Below are 19,938 nucleotides of genomic sequence, written 5' to 3' on the forward strand. Positions count from 1 at the left end.
GATTCCACATGCCACGTGATGGGGATCGCAAGATACCATTTCTTTTTCTTTTTATATAGTTTTCCTGCTCCTTGTTTTACGGTTCCATCGATGATTTTGTTAAGCCACGCGACTTGGAACGGTTTTGTTACCACTGGAACGCCTATACGTTTTTCAAGTGTAGGGAAAGAGACAGTGTAGAGTTCTTTCTTTTCTACTTTCAAGTTTTGATTGTTGAAGCAACACCCTATTTTGCGAAAAGCTTTCGCATGCTGATTCTTCTTTTGAGACTTTACTTCACGAATGGTTTGATTGACAACAGCCGATGGGAATGATTGATCCGAAAATTCCTTAAAGATCGTGCTGGTTGCCTTATTAACCTCTGGGTGCAAAAGAAGCCAGTTAGCAAACGCCGTGTTCATCTCTGTCATTCGTTGATACATCTGCTGTTTCGGTTGAGTGGGTTTATGTAGTTCTAAACGCAGTGTGATCGTAGGCATATGTTCACCCCCTTGTTTTCTGGGCTTCGACATAACGGTTAATCGTATCACTCGATACAGTTCCTGCTGTGCTAACAAAGAAAGAACGTGTCCAAAGGCTTTGCAGATGCACCAAATGGTTAAATTCTTGTCTTAACCGTCTTGAAGTCACTCCTTTAACTCTTGCCATAATATCGGATGGAGAATCAGTGGGTAGACCGTTCAAAAACAAGTGACAGTGATCGGGTATTACTTCCATCGCTACAATAATCCAATCATTTTCTTGGCAAATCTCTGCCACTAATTGCTTGAATCGTTCTTCTACTTTGTTCACCAGTACTTTTCTCCGATAGCGTGGGCAAAAAACAAAATGATAATGGATAAGAGATACAGTCGTACGAGTTCTTCTATATTCTTGTTCCATAGTTAAATTATATCAGTTCATCATCGCACAGCTACATTCAAACAAAAAATATAAAGGCAAAAGATTGTTGCTCTAAGCATCCCCATAAAGGGATAACGAGCAACGCCGCCTTTCATCCCACTATTGAAACCGTGGGCTTTCAGTCGGCAAACATCTGTAATACCATCAACAATTCACCCAGTTCATATCATCCATCAAGAGACTATCAACCTCAGCCTAATCTAAAGCTTAGAGACTTTATTAACCCCTTATTCCGTACAATCAACATCCAGGTGGCCTTACTAATCTTTCTTCATTTATTAATAACAAAAGGAGCCTTAACCAAGGCCCCTTTTGTTGAGAAACTATTTACAACCACGTTACTTTTTAACGGGAACGGAATAGGATTTTTTTGCCCCATCTACTGACTTTGGCGCTCCGGTATCTAGATCAAAGAACTCCAAACCAACACTAAATCCCGTACTATACTCTGCGGAATATTCTCCACTTCCGTTGAAATTTAGTTTCCCTTGATCAAGTTTCAAACGTCCATCCAATACATAATTTGAACTAGCATTTGCGAAATAGTCTACTACACCCACAGTAGTTAAATATCCAGCTGGTTTGTTTGGATATTGGAGCGTAAAGCTACTATTATTATCGAATGCCGCATTTAGCTCTACTTTCCCCGTATCTTTCACTCGTTCTAACAGCACTTTTACTTTCGCTTCTGTCCGGGCTGGAACCTCGATTTTCTGGGAATCAAGATTATACGGTACCTGCGATGTTTTGGTATTCGCTTCAGCCTGGCTGAAGTTAAACTCGCCGTTCGCTGAAGATAGACTGATCGGTGCGCTTAATGAGACTCCTTCAGAGTTAAACCCACTAGTGACTTGCGTGGTCACGGTATCTGTAACATTTTTTTCAAATGCACCTGTGTCAAATGTTTTAGCAGTATTGGTTTCGTTTCTAAATGTAAGTTCTCCTACAATAACGGGGTCCAGATTCTCTATCTGAGCTCTCCAACTGGCTTGGCGCTTACATCAATCGCTTGCAGCTTCGTCTTATTCCAGTCAATATAAAATCCGTCACAATTGGCTTCAGAACAATAGACATCTTTTACCTCTTTGTCAAAATTGAGAAAATTCGCCTCTGCTGCAAAGACCCTTGAGTTCAAATTTACAGTGAGTCCAACAATAACGAGTACAAAAGCAATCACGAAAATAATCCATTTTCTGTTAGCTTTAAGCATGTTTGCTCTTCCTCTCTCGTTGTTATTATTTTTTTTATTATAAGCACCTTCTTCATCCCGTTAAATAATTAATAGTTGGTATGATTTAAAAAATATAACTGATTCACTGGATATTTGAATTATCGCATGCGCTTAGGTGTCTCCAGCTTCGATATGTTTACGATATATCTGGACATTGCTAGATCATCGTCAGGGGGAGCAGGCCCACTGGTGGCCTGCTCCCCCTTTGACAACTTATTTCATAGCATATAAACTTATTGTAGATATTCATTATATATAATAGTTATAGATAGGTGGTGTCTAGCGATGCGGATAAAGTCCAGTATGGAACAAGCCGTATATACCCTCCTCCTGCTTGCCCGCCTTCCCGGGCATACCAGCTTAACAGCGGAAGCGATCAGCGAACGGATGGGTACATCCCCCTCCTATTTTAAAAAAGGCATGCGACAACTTGTACAGGCGGGTCTTGTTCGATCCAGTACAGGAATACGGGGTGGCTTTTCACTCTCCCGCCCTCCTTCTGCGATTACCCTGCTTGATATTTTCCTCGCTGTAGAGGGACATGGCTCTTTATACCAAGATGGCGGTGTTCATGACCGTGTCCTCCATAGCGACTCATCCACTCGATGCATACTATCTACGGTGATGTACCGCGCAGAATCCGCTTGGAAACAGGAATTAGCCAAGGAAACACTATCCTCAATGCTGGAGGAATTACAACACAAGTACCCATCTGATTGTCTGAAAACGATGGATGAATGGATCCACTTGCAAATTGAACGGGTAGAATGAACGATAGTCTAAAACATGCTTGGTGCTAAAGTTGATAATTAGATCAGGATCATCACTATCTATTACAGAGGGCCCAATATCATCAGCACGGTCCTCTGTTTTTTCAAACTTTGTCCTATTTGCCCATCCCATTCCTTCTGTAAGGAATACAATGAAAGGGAATATTATCCCTGGAGGTGCCGCGACTGTGTGGATCGCTCGTATAGCCCAAATGTTCACTCGAATAAAGGGAATTGGACGACTTCGTTCCATTTGGGCTTGGTGGAAACCCCTGCGTTCAATGCATCGGATTTGGAAACAGGTGCGACCCTTAATGGGAATTTTCTCTAGGGCCTTTGCTTAAACCCAAGAAAAGGGATGACTCAAAGCGATGTTTCACTTTGAGTCATCCCTTTTCGATTCCATCAGACTACGGTACAAAAAGAGAAAATTTTTTTATAAAAAATGAATACTTTTCCCCCATTCATTCGTCATAACAAATAGATAGGAAGCTTTATCCACTTATTATCCATATGCAACCATTCCTACAACGGAGTGCCATACTAAAGAAAGGATGATTATTTTGTTTAATTGGATCATTTTGTCGGGTCTCGCCATTTTAAGTATTATGGTGATTACGCTTAAGGTTGCTGGCAAAGGCTCTGAACACGAAGTTAGCGAAGATATTTGGAGCTCGGAAAATTAAAGTTGGAAAAGCCTTTCCCCTGATATAGCCAGAGGGAAGGCTTTTTTAGTGGAAAGTAGTCTCTATCAAACCTGTCACCTACACACCTGGCCATTAATAAGGGCCGGGTTCATTTCTCCTATGTACAGGCACGCGCCCTCCCCTTCGCTCATATGCTGGTAACACCTGATTTTCGGCAAACATGTGCGGAGGTGACGGCAACTGTGCCTGGTTTGATCACGACGCTTGCCATCCTGTTCCGTGAAGTCTGGACCTTTGTCGCCTACATCAAGAACAATGCTTTTCCTCAGCCATTAAACGAGAAAGATGAGGAACAATGTCTAAAACAGATGGCCGAAGGAGACCGTCATGCAAGGAACAAACTGATCGAACATAATCTCCGCCTTGTCGCCCATATAACCAAAAAATTCGAAAATACCAATGAAGATACGGAAGATCTCATCTCCATCGGTACCATTGGCCTGATCAAAGCCATCGAATCCTACCAACCCAACAAAGGCACCAAACTAGCCACCTATGCCGCCCGTTGTATAGAGAATGAGATTTTAATGCACCTTCGCTCGTTAAAAAAGGCACGAAAGGATGTATCTCTGCACGATCCGATAGGAACGGATAAAGAAGGAAATGAAATAACCTTGATCGACGTCCTTGGTACCGAACGAGATGAAATCGTCGAATTGGTTCAAATGAAAATCGAAAAACGAAAAATATATAACCACCTCCACATCCTCGATGAGCGGGAACAAGAGGTGATTCGCAATCGCTTCGGTCTCTCAGGAGGTAAAGAAAAGACACAACGAGAAATTGCGAAGGAACTGGGTATCTCTCGTTCTTATGTGTCTCGGATTGAGAAAAGGGCGTTGATTAAGTTGTTTCATGAGTTTTATCGGGTCGGATCGTAAATGGTTACATGTACGATTGCTTGACATGAAATAAATAATAGTTCGCTATCAAAATTGATAGTGGTCTATTATTTATTTCTATTATTTATTTCAATTTCTGGCTTTCGCTAAAAAAACGTAAATGGAAACTGCTTAACAATGCCACCACCACACGCTCTCTACATCCCAACTTCTGGCTATCAACACGCCTGGTGAAGGCAATACAACGTAGCTGGGCAGTTAATGGCATTTTCGATGTAAAAAAGGAAAATGTCAACGATCCCGAGTTCAAGAAGATTGGTTGCCGATGGAATAGTTGAATATGGGGAGTTTTGTTCGGTTAAGAAACCTATGACTCAGTCCCAATAGATAAGATTAAGACAGTAGAGAAATGCTCTACTGTCTTAAATTCAAAAAAAGCGGGCAGAGGAGGGTCTCCGCGGCAGGATTCATTTCATATTACGGTCTGATGAGTGTTCGCAACTCTTTCGAGTCACTTTGTCACGGAGCTTCAGCCTTAGGATTTCTCCACCAGCTTTCCGTCAGCTACAAGGCCATTTGGCTGTTACCTTGACTGAACTTCCACCAGCTAGTTCTCTGTAGCTTCGCTGGGCACGCGGTTAATCAACACACCTAATCTTTATTTATTATTTTAAACAATCACCACCCGTTAAAGTATAGAGTTACCAAAGTTAATCCTAGGGTTAAAAAAATACCTGTTGCAGAGATAACATATTTAACATTAATATATTCAACTAACACCCCTAGAAAAAGGTTAGTTATCACTGCACTTGATTTTTTCAAATAATTGACAAGGGAGTATACTCTTCCACGTATTTCTACTTCAGTCCATTCAGCATAATAAGTACTTAGTGGAGTTAAGGCTCCACTTGATCCTATTCCAGCAAGAAAAAAGGACGCAAATAACTAAAGTGTGACTTGGAACAAAATATAATAACAAATAAATTGCTCCTTCCAAAAAAGGCCTCGCTAATTTTAAAAGAATGCGAAGATATTTTTGGACCAGAAGCTAAAAATTGCTCGTGATATTATACTGGCAGAAAGGATCACGGTCAGGATTATGGGACGATTATCAAAAAGGAAGCCTCAGGACATTCAGTGGCCTCTGCTTCAATAGCCTCAAATATTTCATCTCTCATGGTTCTATCTTATCCATCGGACACTTTATCTTTCAACTTATCGAGCCAGCTACCCCCATCATCTGCGGCAGACTTGGGTTTCTTACCTTTTTCCGGATTATCAGGATTCTCTTTTGAAGGTGCGTCACCAACGGCATACTGGGTACACTTTTTTTGCTCTTTTGCATCCCCTGACATGGGCACCGTTTTTTCAATCGCCTGAACCTTACACACTGAACAGGTTCGCTCTTGATTGCCCCAATAGCCGCAGCACCCATGGCAACTGCGACACACATGATAATGACATACTCAACCGTCTCTGCACCTTTTTTGTTGCTCAATACATTCCAAAGGGACTTTAAAAACTGAAGAGCTGTTGCGGTCAGTGGGGCGCTTTATTATTTGAATTCTTTCGCATATGTTCCTCACAACAGGTTTCAAATTTTACTCCTTGCATGGTGCGCACTGTAAATGGTATCTTTGCACTTGTCGGTTTTTATCCCTTTATTTTATTTTTGTACTCCAACTTTATTGGGGCCTTACCAAGGCCTTCTTTTTTTGTTATAAAAGGTATATATATCCTTTTATGGTATATAACGAATAAAATTACTAGTATACCAATAATTACAGATTGAAAATTATGCCGTAATCAATTAAATTTATTTTAAATAGAGAAGGAAGACACAATAAAATAAAGGGAGAGATGACCGTGCAAAATGTAAAAAGAAAAGTGTTTACTGGCGCGATGGCATTACTACTTGCTGCCAGTGTGAGTGCAGGAGTGAGCTCAAAAGCCTTTGCTGCACAAAAAAGTAAGGAGAAGTTACCCGAAAAATATATTCAAGGGTACTTAGTAAAAGACGGTAAGAAAACACCGGTATATAATAATACACCGAAATCTAAAACTCAGTATGCTACTAGTCCATATGAGGGAAATTACCCTAAATTAGCAGAAGATCCCTATGCGCCTGCACCGGGAAGCGGATCGACTACAACTAAATCGGCGGATATGAAAAATATCATATATTTTAAATATGAGGGATTTAAAGCCGCCTTTAAAGAGGGTGAGGAGAAAAGAGATGCTGCACCTTATTTAGAAAAAAAATCGGATGGCACCATTGAAATGGGAGTCTATGATCCGAAGACAGGTGAATTATCCAATCTCCCATTTACGCTGGAAAATCAAGAGAGAGCGAAGAATGGCGAAGAATGGATGGTAAATCAATATGGACCGTCCATGGCTTGGAGTAAAGCTTTTGATGGAACCTCCAAGTTAAAAAGAGACTCTAAATATAAATTACTTGGAACAAGCGTCGTTAACAATTCAGCAGAGTGGTGGTCTGGGCTAGATATTAAACATGGTGTAAACACGACAGAGTCATATAGTTTGGCATGGACTGTTGGATTCAAGATAAGTGTCGAAGCAGGTGGCGGTGTTGTTCCAGGGAAAACAACAACAGAATTTAGTACGGAATTAACGAATCAATTTGGCTCCGAAATTACAATTTCGGATGAAGTAACGTATAAAGATCAGACTAGAGTGCCAAAAGCTGATAATCCAGATTATCAATATAACGTCTATCGAGGAGCACTGTATCAATTAGAATCCACGTATACCCTTGAACCTGGAACCGGTTTAAAAGAACTGATGAGCGCTGGGGGTATGAACAATCTCTTTACTCAAGGATTGGCTAATCCGAAATTTGCATATAATGAAAAAGAACTGTATTATCCCGTAACACCAGGCTCCCATCTTGAATAATTTCGAAAAACAGGTAGTATGACTTTCACGGAAAGACCTCTATTCCAGAGGCTTTCTCAGACCATCAACACCCCCCTTTTCTTTAGTAATTGAAAAGGGGGGTGTTCTTTAAAATACGCGCCCTTCTGTGCGCCTAATTAATTGGATGATTTTTGTACTCGGGAGTTACTCTCTTAATTTGAATAACATTGCCCTTTCCATTACCTCAATAGAATTGGGGCTTACCCCTTTAAGCTTTTTTACATCCATAAAAATAGAGTAGCGGGATCTAACCTCGCTACTCTTTCAATATCGACGATAAATATAAGGTTGAGAGAGCACCGCCATGGGACTCCTATACGAAGTATAAACGTCAAGATAACTGATCGCAAAAAGTGTAACATCTGTAACATTTGTAACATCTGTATTCTCAGTTTCACTCACTTATATTGTGTCAAACTTTGTTCTATTCCAACTGGGGCACTAAACACTTAAATATTTTTACTGTTCCTATTTCTTGATCAAGATCGGAGGCTAACCGCCGAAGGGAGTCGGCTAATTTTTAGCTGACTCAATATCACCTGTTTCTAATAAGATGGTACACGGCTGTCTAGGGTCTTCAATAGTAATCTGAGGGCAATGGATCATTCCATACCTTAGCCGTTACATATCCAGTATAGTAGTAACTGGCGTATTTATCTCTAATGTCTATATAATAGGTTCCGGCTTTCATATTCCAAAAATACGCATCTATACTTAAATTTTTCCAAGAAGTGCAATTACCGCTGGAGGAGCTGCATAGTCTTACATCCAAAGAAGATGGGCTACCGTCGCTTTTCTCTCCTGTACTTTTATTTACTTTCTTTACATCAAATGTATCCACTGTTACATCATCGTTATTAATGGTTTGAATCGTTTGTTCGTATTTTCCGTCTTCTGTTTTGAAATATTTCGGGTCGTAGTCTTTATCCGCATAGGCTGGTACTGCATTCACAACTATGAAAGTAAACAGAGCCATAAATAGAATTGCTATTTTTCTTACATTCATAAAAATCCCACCTTTTCTTAATTTCAGTTCTCACTACTAAACTTTTTTCCAATTAATTTTAAAACAAGGCAGCTTTACGAACTTTATTAGCCCGATCGATATACTCTTTATGTGCAAAAACACCCACTATATGGTCATAATTTTTAGATTCTTGGTCAGATAACATACATCTATTCGAAATCGGCTAGGTGGGCATCCTTGAAGTCTCCACCTAGCAATACCCTTTAATCTAGTATACAAAAACATTTACATAACCATAGTAGTAGTAACTGGCGTATTTATCTCTGATGTCTGCATAATAGGTTCCGGCTTTCATATCAGTAAAATCCACTGCCATACTTAAATTTTTCCAAGAAGTGCAATTACCGCTGGAGGAGCTGCATAGTCTTACATTCAAAGAAGATGAGCTACCGTTGCTTTTCTCTCCTGTGCTTTTCTTTACTTTCTTTATATCAAATGCATACACTCGTACATTTTTATCGGAACTAGTGGTTTTAAACGTATGATCGTATTTTCCGTCTTCTGTTTTGAAATAATTATTGCCGTAGTCTGTATCCGCATAGGCTGGTACTGCACTCACAACCATGAAAGTAAACAGAGCCACAAATAGAATTGCCATTTTTCTTACATTCATCAAAAATCCCACCTTTTCTTAATTTTGGTTCTTACTACTTTACAGGTATCTGCATATTATTTCAATATTTGAATATAGTCAATTTACTGAACTTGTCGAATTAACTTATATTAACAAGAAATACGTCTAATAGCTCCCAATTACTTCTTTATCCAAGTTTTTTAAGGGTAATGAAACTTGTTATCCTTTAAAAAGGACGCAAGAAAATACTTAACATGAACAATCAAGTATGAAATCACCCCCGGCCGAAATATGTCTTAGCGTACAATTTTCCCGAAATGGTCCGGTGACCCCAGAGACAAGAACAGGCATTGAAGGATGTATATCGTCTAAACTTTTGTCCCTTTTTAGCCATCAGAAAAATCCCCTTCCGATAAACAATGATTTTTGTCCATCTGTTAAGATAGACTTTTTTTCACTGTCTACCTTCTGGGGATTTTTCTAATGGAAACTGCACTATATGGTCATAATTTTTAGATTCTTGGTCAGATAACATACATCTACTCGATATCGGCTAGGTGGGCATCCTTGAAGTCTCCACCTAGTGATACCCTCTAATCTAGAATAAAAAACCCGATACATAACCAGAGTAGTAGTAACTGGCGTATTTATCTCTGATGTCTACATAATAGGTTCCGACTTTCATATCAGTAAAATCCACTGCTCCAGTGCTTAAATTTTTCCAAGAAGTGCAATTACCGCTGGAGGAGCTGCATAGTCTTACATTCAAAGAAGATGGGCTACCGTTGCTTTTCGTTCCTGTGCTTTTCTTTACTTTCTTTATCTCAGATACATCTACTCCTACATTTTTATAGGAATTAGTGGTTTTAAACGTATGTTCGTATTTTCCGTCTTCTGTTTTGAAATATTTCCAGCCGAAAAAGTTATCCGCATAGGCTGGTACTGCACTCACAACCATGAAAGTAAACAGAGCCACAAATAGAATTGCCATTTTTCTTACATTCATCAAAAATCCCACCTTTTCTTAATTTTGGTTCTCAATACACATGAATTATAATAGCATTGTTAATAAAAGTCAAATAATTCTAATATTTTAAATAGCAAGTGCCCTGTCACTAACCCTGCCGATTTCCTTCGTGACTTTGCCTGGCAATCAAAACAGGAGTAGCAGGATTCAATCCCGCTACTCCTGTTTTACTCATCTACATTGTGTAAAACTCGTGTGTCGAGCAAGGATACCATAGACATTGTTACATCAAGTACGTTGGCAAGGTTTCTGTAGTTGTTCTTATCCCAAAATAGGCCAGTGTTACCAAAAATACCCTCCCTCTTCGTACTTATGTATCATCTTTAACACTTCATCTCTGCTCACTTATACCCACTCCTCAATCGCCAATTTCTTTAGCTCTACGTTTCCAATATTGTTTTCTAAAGTTATTATACTGTTTATCTAATATGGGGTTGGTTCTAAAACTTCTTCCATCCTCTACTAGTCCATGCAGTGCCTTCTGATAATTATCATGTACGTTATAATAAATTTCCACCATAGGTCCTGGCTCTTTTTGTATTACATGGTGTAATTCAACTGTTAGACAACCCCAGTGATAGCAAGGGGGGCGGGTGGAAGGCGAATGTAGCTAAATCTGTTTGAACAACATTCACTATTAATCGGATGATATCCCCATCCATCCTCCTTTCTACAGAAAAAGGGCCTTATTTAAGGCCCTTTCTGTTGAGAAAATATTGAATCACTTTTTACCCTCTTCTGCTGGAACGCTATATTTTTTCGTTTCTACTTTGCCAGTATCTAGATCCTCAAGTTTTGTATCCACTAAATATTTCGTACCATAATCTGCTTCCCAGGTTCCTTTTCCCTTGAAAAGTAGTTTCTTATTTTGATCATCGAATGACAATTGTGGGGGCATTTGATACCCTTTACTCACAGCATCTTTAAATAAATCATATACGGGCATTTCGTCAAAACCAGCTTCAATAGTATTACCGTATTGTACGTTACCGCCTATCGTCGCATCTAGGCTTGCTTCCCCAGTTCCTTTTACACGTTGTAAATTCACTTTCACAATCGCTTTTTTACGAGGTGGGACCTTGATGTTTTGGGCTGGAGAATTATAAGTTGTCCACTTTGCATAGGTTTGCGTTTCAGATTTGCTGAAGCTATACTCGCCGTTCGCATTGAAGCCTAGTCCTAAAGCTTTCGAAAGTTGCGCGGTAATGTCCAATCCCCCTCCAACTTTCCATCCCTCAGTAACTGTCGAGGAAAAGGTGTCCTGATATTGTTGTGAAAACGCATCCGAGTTTAAATTCTGCGTAACTTTAGAGTCGGAGTTGCTCAATTCAGCATCTCCCATAAACAGGAGGTCCTGATTCGTTTCCTTAGGTTCCCCAATAAACTTTACATTGGAAGTTTCCACTTTCAATGAATCAGTCTTAGTATAGTACGTACTTTCGCATTTGTCAGTAGCTTTACAGAAGGCCTCCTTCACTGCAGCATCAAAATCGAAAAACGTAGGCTCTGCTGCAAAGGCTTTTGAGCTCATCGATCCAGTAAGCCCACCGCTAACAATGAGTATAAAGGCAATCAAAACCTTAAACAATCTCGTTCTAGAATGCTTCATGAATTGACCTCTCCCTTTTTTGTTAATGGTTAAATCTCCTACAACTTATATTTATACACCATTATTACTACTGGTCAAGTATAAATATATTTTAATGTATATATAAATATATTTATACTGCATTTATTTAATTGTTTTTTATGTAAAATTAAATAAATGCAGTATAATAACACATTTTAAATTTTTATCGAGTGTATACTTTGTTTATTCAATGGGTAAGTAGCTTAATTTTTATGTATTATTGAACAGTACTGCGATTAGTAAGTATTTGGTAAGAATAGGATTATTTATTATTCTTTATCTGGAAGGGTCCATATTGCTTGTAAATTTACTTCTCATGCTATTTTATAGCGCGACAGAAGGAGTTTAAGGGATTATTTACCTTTCATCCCTTCTATCTGCCAATTGCACGATTGCCAACATAGGTACTTAGCACCATTTTAACCTCTTAGCAAAAAAAGCCACCCGAAGGCAGCAATGAATCTTCGATAAAATAAGGGCACGGGAGAGAGCGCACCCAAGGGAGAGGTAATAGATTCCCTCACTATTAGTTGGCATTCGGGAGACAAAATAAGCTCGTTTGAGATCGATGCGCTACTTTTTCATCCGCACGAGTCAACATTTTATTAATAGTCCCCTTGCTGACCCCTAGAAACGAAGCAATTTGTTCACGAGAAAGGCATCTACCCCGCGCCATCAGATACACATCCCTCTCCAGATCGGTCAGTCCAGATAGCCCCTCCTTAATCCGCTCTTTATCCGACCACGTGAGGCGGCTACTACTTAGTCGATCCGCTTCATCTAAACTAGCCACCAAGGAAATCAAGCCCGCCCACTCCCTTTTCATCTGGTTCCATTGGTAATGGTGAATATTTCTCAATTGGTTAAGGGATAGCGGAATATCGGGTATTTCAAGCTGGATCACGGCGATCCCCCTCTCTGTGAATTTCTGCAATGGCTTCTACCACTCGCCACTTCTCATTCATCCATCCCCCTCCTTCGCAGTATTTGCTCACAAATCGCATCATAGAGTTTCATGCCTTTTCTCTGTCTTCCGGCTTTATTAGCGGGTTGTCCAAGTAAACCGCGCCCTTCACTGCCCGCGCCAATAGTTGGTTGTACTCACCGTCCGTCATCGCCAGCCCTCCTCATATTATTGAGAAGAGGGCGTTGATTAAGTTGTTTCATGAGTTTTATCGGGTAGGGTCTTAAATGTTCGTCAGTCTATTCCTGGAGTACCACTCCTGCTCATATAGACCATTAACCCGCCCTCGATGAGAGCGGGTTTTACACGATAATACTTCTACGCCAGAGGCCGTTGGAGTTGAAATGTAGTCATGGATTTACCAGTTGCACAGTTGGCGCGGCTAGCCCTTGATGTAACAGTTACAAGGGCGACGGCAAATACTTAACTAAGTATCGGAAATAGCAGTTGAATACACCAGGAGACATCATAATGTCTGGTTACGTTATAAGGCCTAAAAACTAGTGCCCTTGTTTGAGGTTACGAATTATTTTTAATATGAAGAAAACATCGATGGGAACTGCTTTACAATGCCGTCAGCAAACGCATCTGCCATCTCTAAAGCTTGTTCTTCAATCGTTTCATAATTTGCGATGTCGGATGTGTAATCTTTTCTCAACCTAAAAACCGCTTCAGATTTTGTCAGTCTCAGGTGGGTATAAAGCATATGTCTTAAGTCTTCTTTTGGCCAATAAGGGTTAATGCTATTAAGGAAGATAGCAATCTCATCTGCATTTGCATACCAACGTTTTTCTTCACTTTCAGCCGTTTTTGTATCTCCGGCCTTAGCTGCTTTGACTAATTGTGCTGCTATCACTAAATGTTCAGTAAACAAATCAACGAACTTATGGTAAATTGCACTTCCATAGTAGGCATTGAAAACAGTACCTAGATCTGAAGGGTTACGAAGCAGACGTTTTGTTACAAGGTCTACATCTTTAAGATTATCTACCATACTAATAATCGTCATCCGTGTCCATTCAACGTGTTGTACCCATAATTTACGAAGCAGGTTTCTCAAATCAACTTCTGCTTTAGTTATGCATGGATGATGATATGAATAAGGGTAGTAAGAAGTAGGGTGATTACCCGAAACAGTCATCTGTTGTCTACTAAGGGGGATATTAATAATCTGACCCACAAAAAGATTGTACAGATTTACTCCTGGATTAACCTGCATAATAGCGTCATAGGTTGTGTTGAATCTTTCCGCTAACATCAAGTAATTATCACCTGATTGTATCCTATAAGAAAATACCTTCAGTGGATATTGGTACATAGTTGCAACTCCTTTTCAGATTGTTTATTCCCATCATATGTATAGGCAGTAAGATGGTATTACTGATCCGTCCTAAGCACCAAAGGTATCATTTTACGATAACAAACAAAGACCACCCAATGAGATGGGTGGTCTTTGTTTTATGCTCCTACAAAGTGTCGGATAAAAAATGACTCAGACCATTCTGATTTAAGAAAGTTGTTTATTATTCATTCACTTTTCTCTTTGATAAAAGCTACTGTATGACACAAAAACTAAAACCCTTGCTAATAAAACCTTGAATTAATTTCCTATAAACAAAATATTTTTTAATTAGACATATTTTTTATTATATCTACTTAACTTATCTACCATCTAATGAATACCTCCCCACAAAAGCCACGTAAATGGAAATAGAATACTACTACAGCAAAATAAGTTTGAATCTAAATTTGAAATAATAAGAAATCAACTATTCCCAAAATCAGTAATTCTAGTGTAGAATAAGGTCGAATAACTACTATTTGTGGAGGGGTGTCGTTGTGGAGCCTTCAAAAATTAAAGATGTAGGTGAAGCTATAAGAAGAGTACGGAAATCCAAAGGTCTTCGCCTGGAAGATTTGGCAGATGAAAATATCTCTCCAGCTACTATCAGTAACATCGAGCGAGGTATAACCCATGTTAATACATCGAAGGTCTATTACTTAGTTGAAAAATTGGGATTGAGTATGAGTGAGGTACCTGGCATCCTATTGGATCATGAGAAAGAACTAGAAGATTTGAAATTTAATTTATCCTTAATTGAGATGATGATTGATTTGGAAAAGCCCAAAGAAGTGTTAGCAAAAATGGATGATATTGCTTTTGATGATAGTCATCCATATGCGTCGCTAGTTCAATATCTACGAGGTAAAGCTTATTTACGCATGAAGAATTGGAAGAGAGCTGAGAGATACTATGCAGCAGCAATAAGCATAAGTAGTCAGAATGGTAACAAAGACAACATTGAAGCCTCTTCCTTTCTAGATTTGAGCATGTGTTGTTATGCACAGAATGAAATGGAGAAAGCTTTAGAGTTCGCTAATAGCGGTTTAGATACATTTAACGAAAATGCAGGACGTAATTACGTAAAATATATCCTTATAAGAAATAAAGCTGTATTCCTCGAACGTCTAGGAAAATTTGTCGAAGGCTTAAAGGTTCTTCAAGATGTTTGGGGAGATATGAATCAATGTAGTGATATAGAAACGACATTAACGTTTTATTCAACACGTGCAGACCTCTTACGAAAAACGGGGATGATAGAAGAAGCCATCCAGTATGCCAAAGAAGGATTAGAACTAGCAAGGATCAACAAACACTACCGATGCCTATTTGACATGTTAACTATATTAGGTAGCCTAAATACTTCACTAGGACAATGGGATAAGGCTGAAATTTGCTTTAATACCGCTCTAGCATCCCAAGATCTCGTTAAGAATGATGTAGTTTTAACTGATACTTACATTTGGCTTGGGATCCTTCATACTCAACAGGAAAAACAAAGCGAAGCACAAGATTTATTTTTACAGGCTATAACTAATGCAGAAAAACATGATGATGCTCCAAAACTTACATATGCTCTGCGAGTTATGGGTGATTTTTTGAAAGATAGTCAAAATAGCAAAGAAGCAATTCCCTACTATCAACGGGCTTTGCAACTAGCTCAAAAATTCAATTACAAAAAAGCTGAAAACAAACTACACTTCCGTCTCTCACAATGTTATAAAAATACTGACCAGAAGGAATTCGAGAAGTCTCTGCTGAATATATATAAAACACAAATTGACTTAAAAAATGGGGAGGCTGACATTTTTGAAGAAGAGTAGATTCCTTATCATCATTGCCATCATTGTATTTGCCTGTACTCCAGTAGCCTTTGGCCCAGATAAGCTAGAAACAAAAGTTGTTGCAAATGGAAGTAACGATACCTCACTACCTGGGAGTAGTTAAAAAAATCAAAACTAACCCCGTAGCCTTACTGGCTACGGGGTTAGTTCTTTCTTACTTAACTTACTTCTTACTAATGTTGATTACAGCTTTCTTACCATCATTACTTTCACTCTTCACCTTGATTTGCAGACCTAATTTCGGCAAGATTTTACCGACGGAACCTGCACCTGGTTCGGAGTAGTTTTTGGTGTCTTTGAAGGTGGAGACGCCTGCATAGCTAGGTGCCTTCAGATCTCCAAGTTCACCGAAGTCTTTGATGTTGACTGGTGTGGTGCGGTTTAGACCAAATGCTGCGTCGTTCAAGAGGTAACGATCAGAGGCTACTTTGGTATAGTCGTTGTTCCAATATTTCAACTGCTGGTGAGCATCCACTACACCAATTTGACCAAAACCTGGATGCTGGCTGGTGTTGTTTTCGTTGTAGCGACCATCATAGTACCAGATAACTGCACCTGGATCGTATTTTATGAAGCTGTTACCACGGCGAAGATATTTCAGACCCTTATCTACGCTGTTTAGGGTGCGCCATTCTACGAGATAGTAGTTTGGGTGCATTGTACCAGAGCCGTCAAATACTTTGAAACCAGACAGTTTAAACTGAGACTTTCCTTCAGCACCATCTTCGAGAACTTTTTTACCATCCGCGTTTACAACAATGTTGTCCACATAGAAACCATCGAGGGAAAGGCCACCATCGGTTACATAGTTGAACTCCAATTTGATCTTCTTACCAGCGAAAGCAGAGAGGTCGATAGTCTCGCTTTTCCACTGGCCTTCGGTATCATCATCGTATGTTTTAACTTCCTTTTTATCACCCTTCTCATCGATTGCATTGATTGTAAGGGAATCATAACCTGTTTCGATTTTACGCCAAGAATCAAAGGAAAGTTCTGCTTTCTTAGCACCAGAGAGATCAATGGTGTTCGAGGTCATCTTGGTATTCCAGTTGTCACCCGTTGTGGAGTAGTAAGACTTCTTCCCAGTTTTAGGCTTAGTCGGAGCTTTTTTCTCCACATCAGGCAGATTGATCTTCAAGGTTTTACCGAAAAGGTCTTTGCTGACTGCTTCGTTTAATTTCACATCTTTACCGCGACTACCAATATCTTTGACGTTGATTTCATTTGGATGAGACCAGCTACCACCATAGGTAGTTTGTAAGTACAACTTGGACCACGGATCAAAACCTACAGGCTCAGTACCCGCCACTTTACCATTCCAGCTACCACCGGACATGACAGACCAAGAACCTACAGGAGAACCTTGTCCACCATAAGTGGTGTCATACAGATCCGGCAAGCCCAGATTGTGGCCATACTCGTGAGAGAATACACCCGATGCCCCATCTTCCGGTTGAATCATGTAGTCGTATGCTTTCAGCTTTGTACCGGGAATTGCTGTAGGCGTTTTCAATGTCCAACGATGAGACCAGATTGCGTCCGCACCTTGCTTGCCGCCACCTGCTTCTTCACCGATACCAGCGTGAACAACCATCAGGTTATCGAGCATACCATCCGGTTCCATGACATTTTTGTCGCCATCTTTGTCATACGGATCGCGTTGATCGTATTTAGCTTCATTACCTTTGATCGCATTCCCGATGTTATCCAGGGTTTCAGCGACAAGTTCACGAGGAGCTTTGTCGTTGTCACCATTGTTGCCACCATAGAAGGAAGCATTCTCTTTGGCTTTCAACCAAGGGGTTACTGTACCACTGACGTTCCAGCTTCCATTTGATTGTTCATTGTAATACTTCTTCATCGTGAGGAGTTTGAGGCCCTCAGGAGTTTCATATTTGGAAGAAAAGAGCATTTTTTCGTAATGGGACTGACTAAAGTCTTTGGTATACAAAGAGCCTTTTTCTTCTTTAATTGAATTATGAGTATTATCGGGGAATTCAACCAGTGCCATAGCGATATTATCTGTATGAACGCCTGATGTCTTCTTGATCTTACCTTCGCCAGCCTTCTCAGCATTGGCCGCACGTACTCCAGTTAGACCTTTTTTCGCTTTTTTCCCAAAAGAGCTCGAAGTATCGATCCCTTGTGGTATGGAACGCGCTTGTACATACTGACGTACTGCCTGCTCTACTTGAGCACGGGTCATTCCCTTTTTTATTTTACCCTGTTTGATAAGAGCTTTGCCCAGACGCTCGATGTCGACGTTCGCCATATCGACTTTACCAGCTGCCTGATTAATCTTATTACTGATGGTGGATGTCTTTTTCTCCGCCAACGCCATAGGAGTTAGTGTCACAGCACTCACTACGAGAGCTGCTGACAGTAACCCTACCGTCACTTTGCCCATCTTGAACAAGTCCATCATCCTTTCCCGTTCAAATATATTGAGTTATCCTACAATTAGGATTTTGGGGATCAACCGATTGGATGAACCTCTCGCTCACTCTCCCTATTCCTGCGATGTATTAGATTCGACAAATAAGAATGAGATTCCTTTAGGCCAAAAGGTCTATATTTTTCGCTTAACTATCCTTTCGAAACTTATATAACTACTGCACCAGCAACCAGACGGCTCTCTTTTTTTATGAAAAACCAATATAGACAACCTTTCTTAAATACGACTCGAACAAAGAGTTTTATCTGGGTGAATAGTACTTTTGTCCCATAGATAAACATTTGTTTTTATGTTAAAAATAATAGATGAGCGCCAATGACCGGTGAATTCTGGTCATTGGCGCCCATCTTGTTGTCTGTTGCTTAAGCTTGTTTCAGTGCTTCACCTGTTATTTGTTTCTTCGTGTGAATTACTTCACCACGATCCAACCGACGGAAGAGGATATGGTATACCCATGCACCCACACAGGTAATTCCTGCAAGGATAATAAACATCCATGTATACCCTACCCAAGCTGCCAAAGGGATGGCTGCTGGAGCAAAAGTACGGCCAAGGGTATAGCGTAAACTGGCTGCAGCGAAGTACTGGCCTCGCATATGTTCAGGTGCCAGTTCCGACACAAAGCTCTCCTGCAACCCAACAGTCAACAGCTCTGCAAAGCTTAATACGACAATCGCACCGATTGCCACCCAAAGACCGGTGGAACTTCCAAACATCATCATCGAAACGGCATATAAGAGTGCCGAAGCGATAAATACATGCCCTGGCCGAAAGCGGATCACCCAACGATTGATCCAGACAGTAAATAATACAACCAGAAAACCATTGAATGCGACCAACCATCCAAAGAAGGTGGCTCCCCCTGCTTGAACATTCCATATTCCTAATGAAAAGAGCTGTTGAACCGGGATTGCCTCGGTTACATACACAGCGACAGCCAAGTCTAACTGCATAAAGGTTTGGGCAATTAGTATGCCTCCCACGATAAATAGCAAAAAGTTTATATCACGTGCAATCACACGATAATCCTTTAGTTGATCGATCATAAACCCTTTCCAGCCCAACTCCTTAATTGCCACTTTTTCCTCTTCTTCATGATGTGGAACTGTCTCACGAATAAAGTTGGCAATTAAGTAGACCAGCAACAATGAAGACCCTGCGGCAAACAAAAGCAATCCAAACCGATATTTAAAGAAGAACATTCCTCCTAATATCGGGCCAATCACAACGGACAGATTCATCGCCGTATAAAAAACAGCAAACACTTCATTGCGATGCTTCGGTTCTACTAAATCAGCGATCATCGCATGACAAGCTGGCAAATACAGTGAACCGAATATCCCTAAAGCGGAGAAAGCTATAAAGCTGGTGATCGGTGATTCCAACCATGGGGAGTTAGCAAAGGCAAATACTAAGAAACAAACCCCTTCTCCTATCGCGGCAATAAGCATCATACGCCTACGCCCAAAGCGATCCGCACACCAGCCTCCGATTAGGTTAGTCACCACACCAAACACTTGCGATAAAACAAGTAAAAAACCTGCCATTCCCTTACCGAATGCATCTGAAAAGTAAACAGCCATGAAGGGAAAGAACATCCAAAAGAGAACGTTAAACAAACCTTCACCGAATAAACGGACCTTTAAATTACGATCCCAATCACGCAAACGCATAATTTTCTC

Annotated in this window: 17 protein-coding genes and 3 pseudogenes; 5 read left to right on the plus strand and 15 right to left on the minus strand. The window is 40.1% G+C overall.

Features of this window, described 5'->3' with window-relative positions:
- The 4 genes and pseudogenes from BLV90_RS05980 to BLV90_RS05995 form a co-directional block, all read right to left on the minus strand.
- Window positions 1–479 (minus strand): annotated as a pseudogene (locus BLV90_RS05980) (RNA-guided endonuclease TnpB family protein); the annotation flags it as partial.
- A 4-nt stretch (window positions 480–483) separates the two neighbouring features.
- Window positions 484–882: an IS200/IS605 family transposase gene (gene tnpA, locus BLV90_RS05985; protein WP_091737807.1), complete on the minus strand. Its 399-nt coding sequence runs from the start codon at window positions 880–882 to the stop codon at window positions 484–486.
- 359 nt (window positions 883–1,241) lie between these two features.
- The gene (locus BLV90_RS05990; RefSeq protein WP_091737810.1) at window positions 1,242–1,874 is read right to left on the minus strand and encodes an ETX/MTX2 family pore-forming toxin; all 633 of its coding nucleotides are present in this window, start codon (window positions 1,872–1,874) and stop codon (window positions 1,242–1,244) included.
- A complete protein-coding gene (locus BLV90_RS05995; RefSeq protein ID WP_091737813.1) occupies window positions 1,871–2,113 on the minus strand; it encodes a hypothetical protein in 243 nt (80 codons plus the stop codon). The genes BLV90_RS05990 and BLV90_RS05995 overlap by 4 nt, the downstream gene beginning before the upstream one ends.
- Window positions 2,114–2,419: 306 nt before the next feature.
- Between BLV90_RS05995 and BLV90_RS06000 the strand changes: the two genes are divergently transcribed.
- Together BLV90_RS06000 and sigK are read left to right on the plus strand one after the other, a co-directional pair.
- Entirely contained in the window at window positions 2,420–2,905 is a 486-nt protein-coding gene (locus tag BLV90_RS06000) for an Rrf2 family transcriptional regulator (RefSeq protein WP_091737816.1), read from the plus strand.
- Between the two features lie 888 nt (window positions 2,906–3,793).
- A complete protein-coding gene (gene sigK / locus BLV90_RS06005; RefSeq protein ID WP_091737819.1) occupies window positions 3,794–4,492 on the plus strand; it encodes an RNA polymerase sporulation sigma factor SigK in 699 nt (232 codons plus the stop codon).
- A 639-nt stretch (window positions 4,493–5,131) separates the two neighbouring features.
- On the opposite strand, the pseudogene BLV90_RS16825 reads toward sigK, so the two are convergent.
- Both BLV90_RS16825 and BLV90_RS06010 read right to left on the minus strand, forming a co-directional pair.
- Window positions 5,132–5,386: pseudogene (locus BLV90_RS16825) on the minus strand (hypothetical protein); the annotation flags it as partial.
- 254 nt (window positions 5,387–5,640) lie between these two features.
- Window positions 5,641–5,844, minus strand: coding sequence for a hypothetical protein (locus tag BLV90_RS06010; RefSeq protein ID WP_091737822.1), 204 nt, complete (start codon window positions 5,842–5,844; stop codon window positions 5,641–5,643).
- A 475-nt stretch (window positions 5,845–6,319) separates the two neighbouring features.
- On the opposite strand from BLV90_RS06010, the gene BLV90_RS06015 reads away from it, so the two are divergent.
- Window positions 6,320–7,372, plus strand: a complete 1,053-nt coding sequence (locus tag BLV90_RS06015) for a hypothetical protein (protein ID WP_091737826.1) — start codon at window positions 6,320–6,322, stop codon at window positions 7,370–7,372.
- 598 nt (window positions 7,373–7,970) lie between these two features.
- Here the strand turns inward: BLV90_RS06015 and BLV90_RS06020 are convergent.
- The 7 genes and pseudogenes from BLV90_RS06020 to BLV90_RS06050 form a co-directional block, all read right to left on the minus strand.
- A complete protein-coding gene (locus BLV90_RS06020; RefSeq protein ID WP_091737829.1) occupies window positions 7,971–8,399 on the minus strand; it encodes a hypothetical protein in 429 nt (142 codons plus the stop codon).
- A 229-nt stretch (window positions 8,400–8,628) separates the two neighbouring features.
- Window positions 8,629–9,033: a hypothetical protein gene (locus tag BLV90_RS06025; protein ID WP_091737833.1), complete on the minus strand. Its 405-nt coding sequence runs from the start codon at window positions 9,031–9,033 to the stop codon at window positions 8,629–8,631.
- 559 nt (window positions 9,034–9,592) lie between these two features.
- Window positions 9,593–10,000 carry a hypothetical protein gene (locus BLV90_RS06030; RefSeq protein WP_091737836.1) on the minus strand — a complete coding sequence of 136 codons (408 nt, stop codon included), beginning with the start codon at window positions 9,998–10,000 and terminating at the stop codon, window positions 9,593–9,595.
- 379 nt (window positions 10,001–10,379) lie between these two features.
- Window positions 10,380–10,571, minus strand: a pseudogene (locus BLV90_RS06035) (HNH/ENDO VII family nuclease); the annotation flags it as partial.
- Window positions 10,572–10,742: 171 nt separating this feature from the next.
- Window positions 10,743–11,552, minus strand: a complete 810-nt coding sequence (locus BLV90_RS06040; protein WP_177167921.1) for an ETX/MTX2 family pore-forming toxin — start codon at window positions 11,550–11,552, stop codon at window positions 10,743–10,745.
- A 625-nt stretch (window positions 11,553–12,177) separates the two neighbouring features.
- On the minus strand, window positions 12,178–12,555 hold the full coding sequence (locus BLV90_RS06045; protein ID WP_091737845.1) for a sigma factor-like helix-turn-helix DNA-binding protein: 378 nt from the start codon (window positions 12,553–12,555) through the stop codon (window positions 12,178–12,180).
- A 592-nt stretch (window positions 12,556–13,147) separates the two neighbouring features.
- Complete coding sequence (locus tag BLV90_RS06050) at window positions 13,148–13,873, minus strand: LysM peptidoglycan-binding domain-containing protein (protein ID WP_245726278.1); 726 nt, start codon at window positions 13,871–13,873, stop codon at window positions 13,148–13,150.
- A gap of 581 nt (window positions 13,874–14,454) precedes the next feature.
- Here BLV90_RS06050 and BLV90_RS06055 point away from each other — a divergent pair.
- Together BLV90_RS06055 and BLV90_RS16165 are read left to right on the plus strand one after the other, a co-directional pair.
- Window positions 14,455–15,780: a helix-turn-helix transcriptional regulator gene (locus BLV90_RS06055; RefSeq protein ID WP_143035005.1), complete on the plus strand. Its 1,326-nt coding sequence runs from the start codon at window positions 14,455–14,457 to the stop codon at window positions 15,778–15,780.
- On the plus strand, window positions 15,767–15,904 hold the full coding sequence (locus tag BLV90_RS16165) for a hypothetical protein (protein WP_177167922.1): 138 nt from the start codon (window positions 15,767–15,769) through the stop codon (window positions 15,902–15,904). The genes BLV90_RS06055 and BLV90_RS16165 overlap by 14 nt, the downstream gene beginning before the upstream one ends.
- A 60-nt stretch (window positions 15,905–15,964) precedes the next feature.
- Here BLV90_RS16165 and BLV90_RS06060 read toward each other — a convergent pair whose 3' ends face one another.
- Together BLV90_RS06060 and BLV90_RS06065 are read right to left on the minus strand one after the other, a co-directional pair.
- On the minus strand, window positions 15,965–18,208 hold the full coding sequence (locus BLV90_RS06060; RefSeq protein WP_245726279.1) for an immune inhibitor A domain-containing protein: 2,244 nt from the start codon (window positions 18,206–18,208) through the stop codon (window positions 15,965–15,967).
- 410 nt (window positions 18,209–18,618) lie between these two features.
- Entirely contained in the window at window positions 18,619–19,929 is a 1,311-nt protein-coding gene (locus tag BLV90_RS06065) for an MDR family MFS transporter (RefSeq protein WP_091737856.1), read from the minus strand.
- Window positions 19,930–19,938: the final 9 nt, after the last annotated feature.

The organism is Marininema mesophilum (assembly GCF_900106775.1).
Taxonomy (GTDB): domain Bacteria; phylum Bacillota; class Bacilli; order Thermoactinomycetales; family DSM-45169; genus Marininema; species Marininema mesophilum.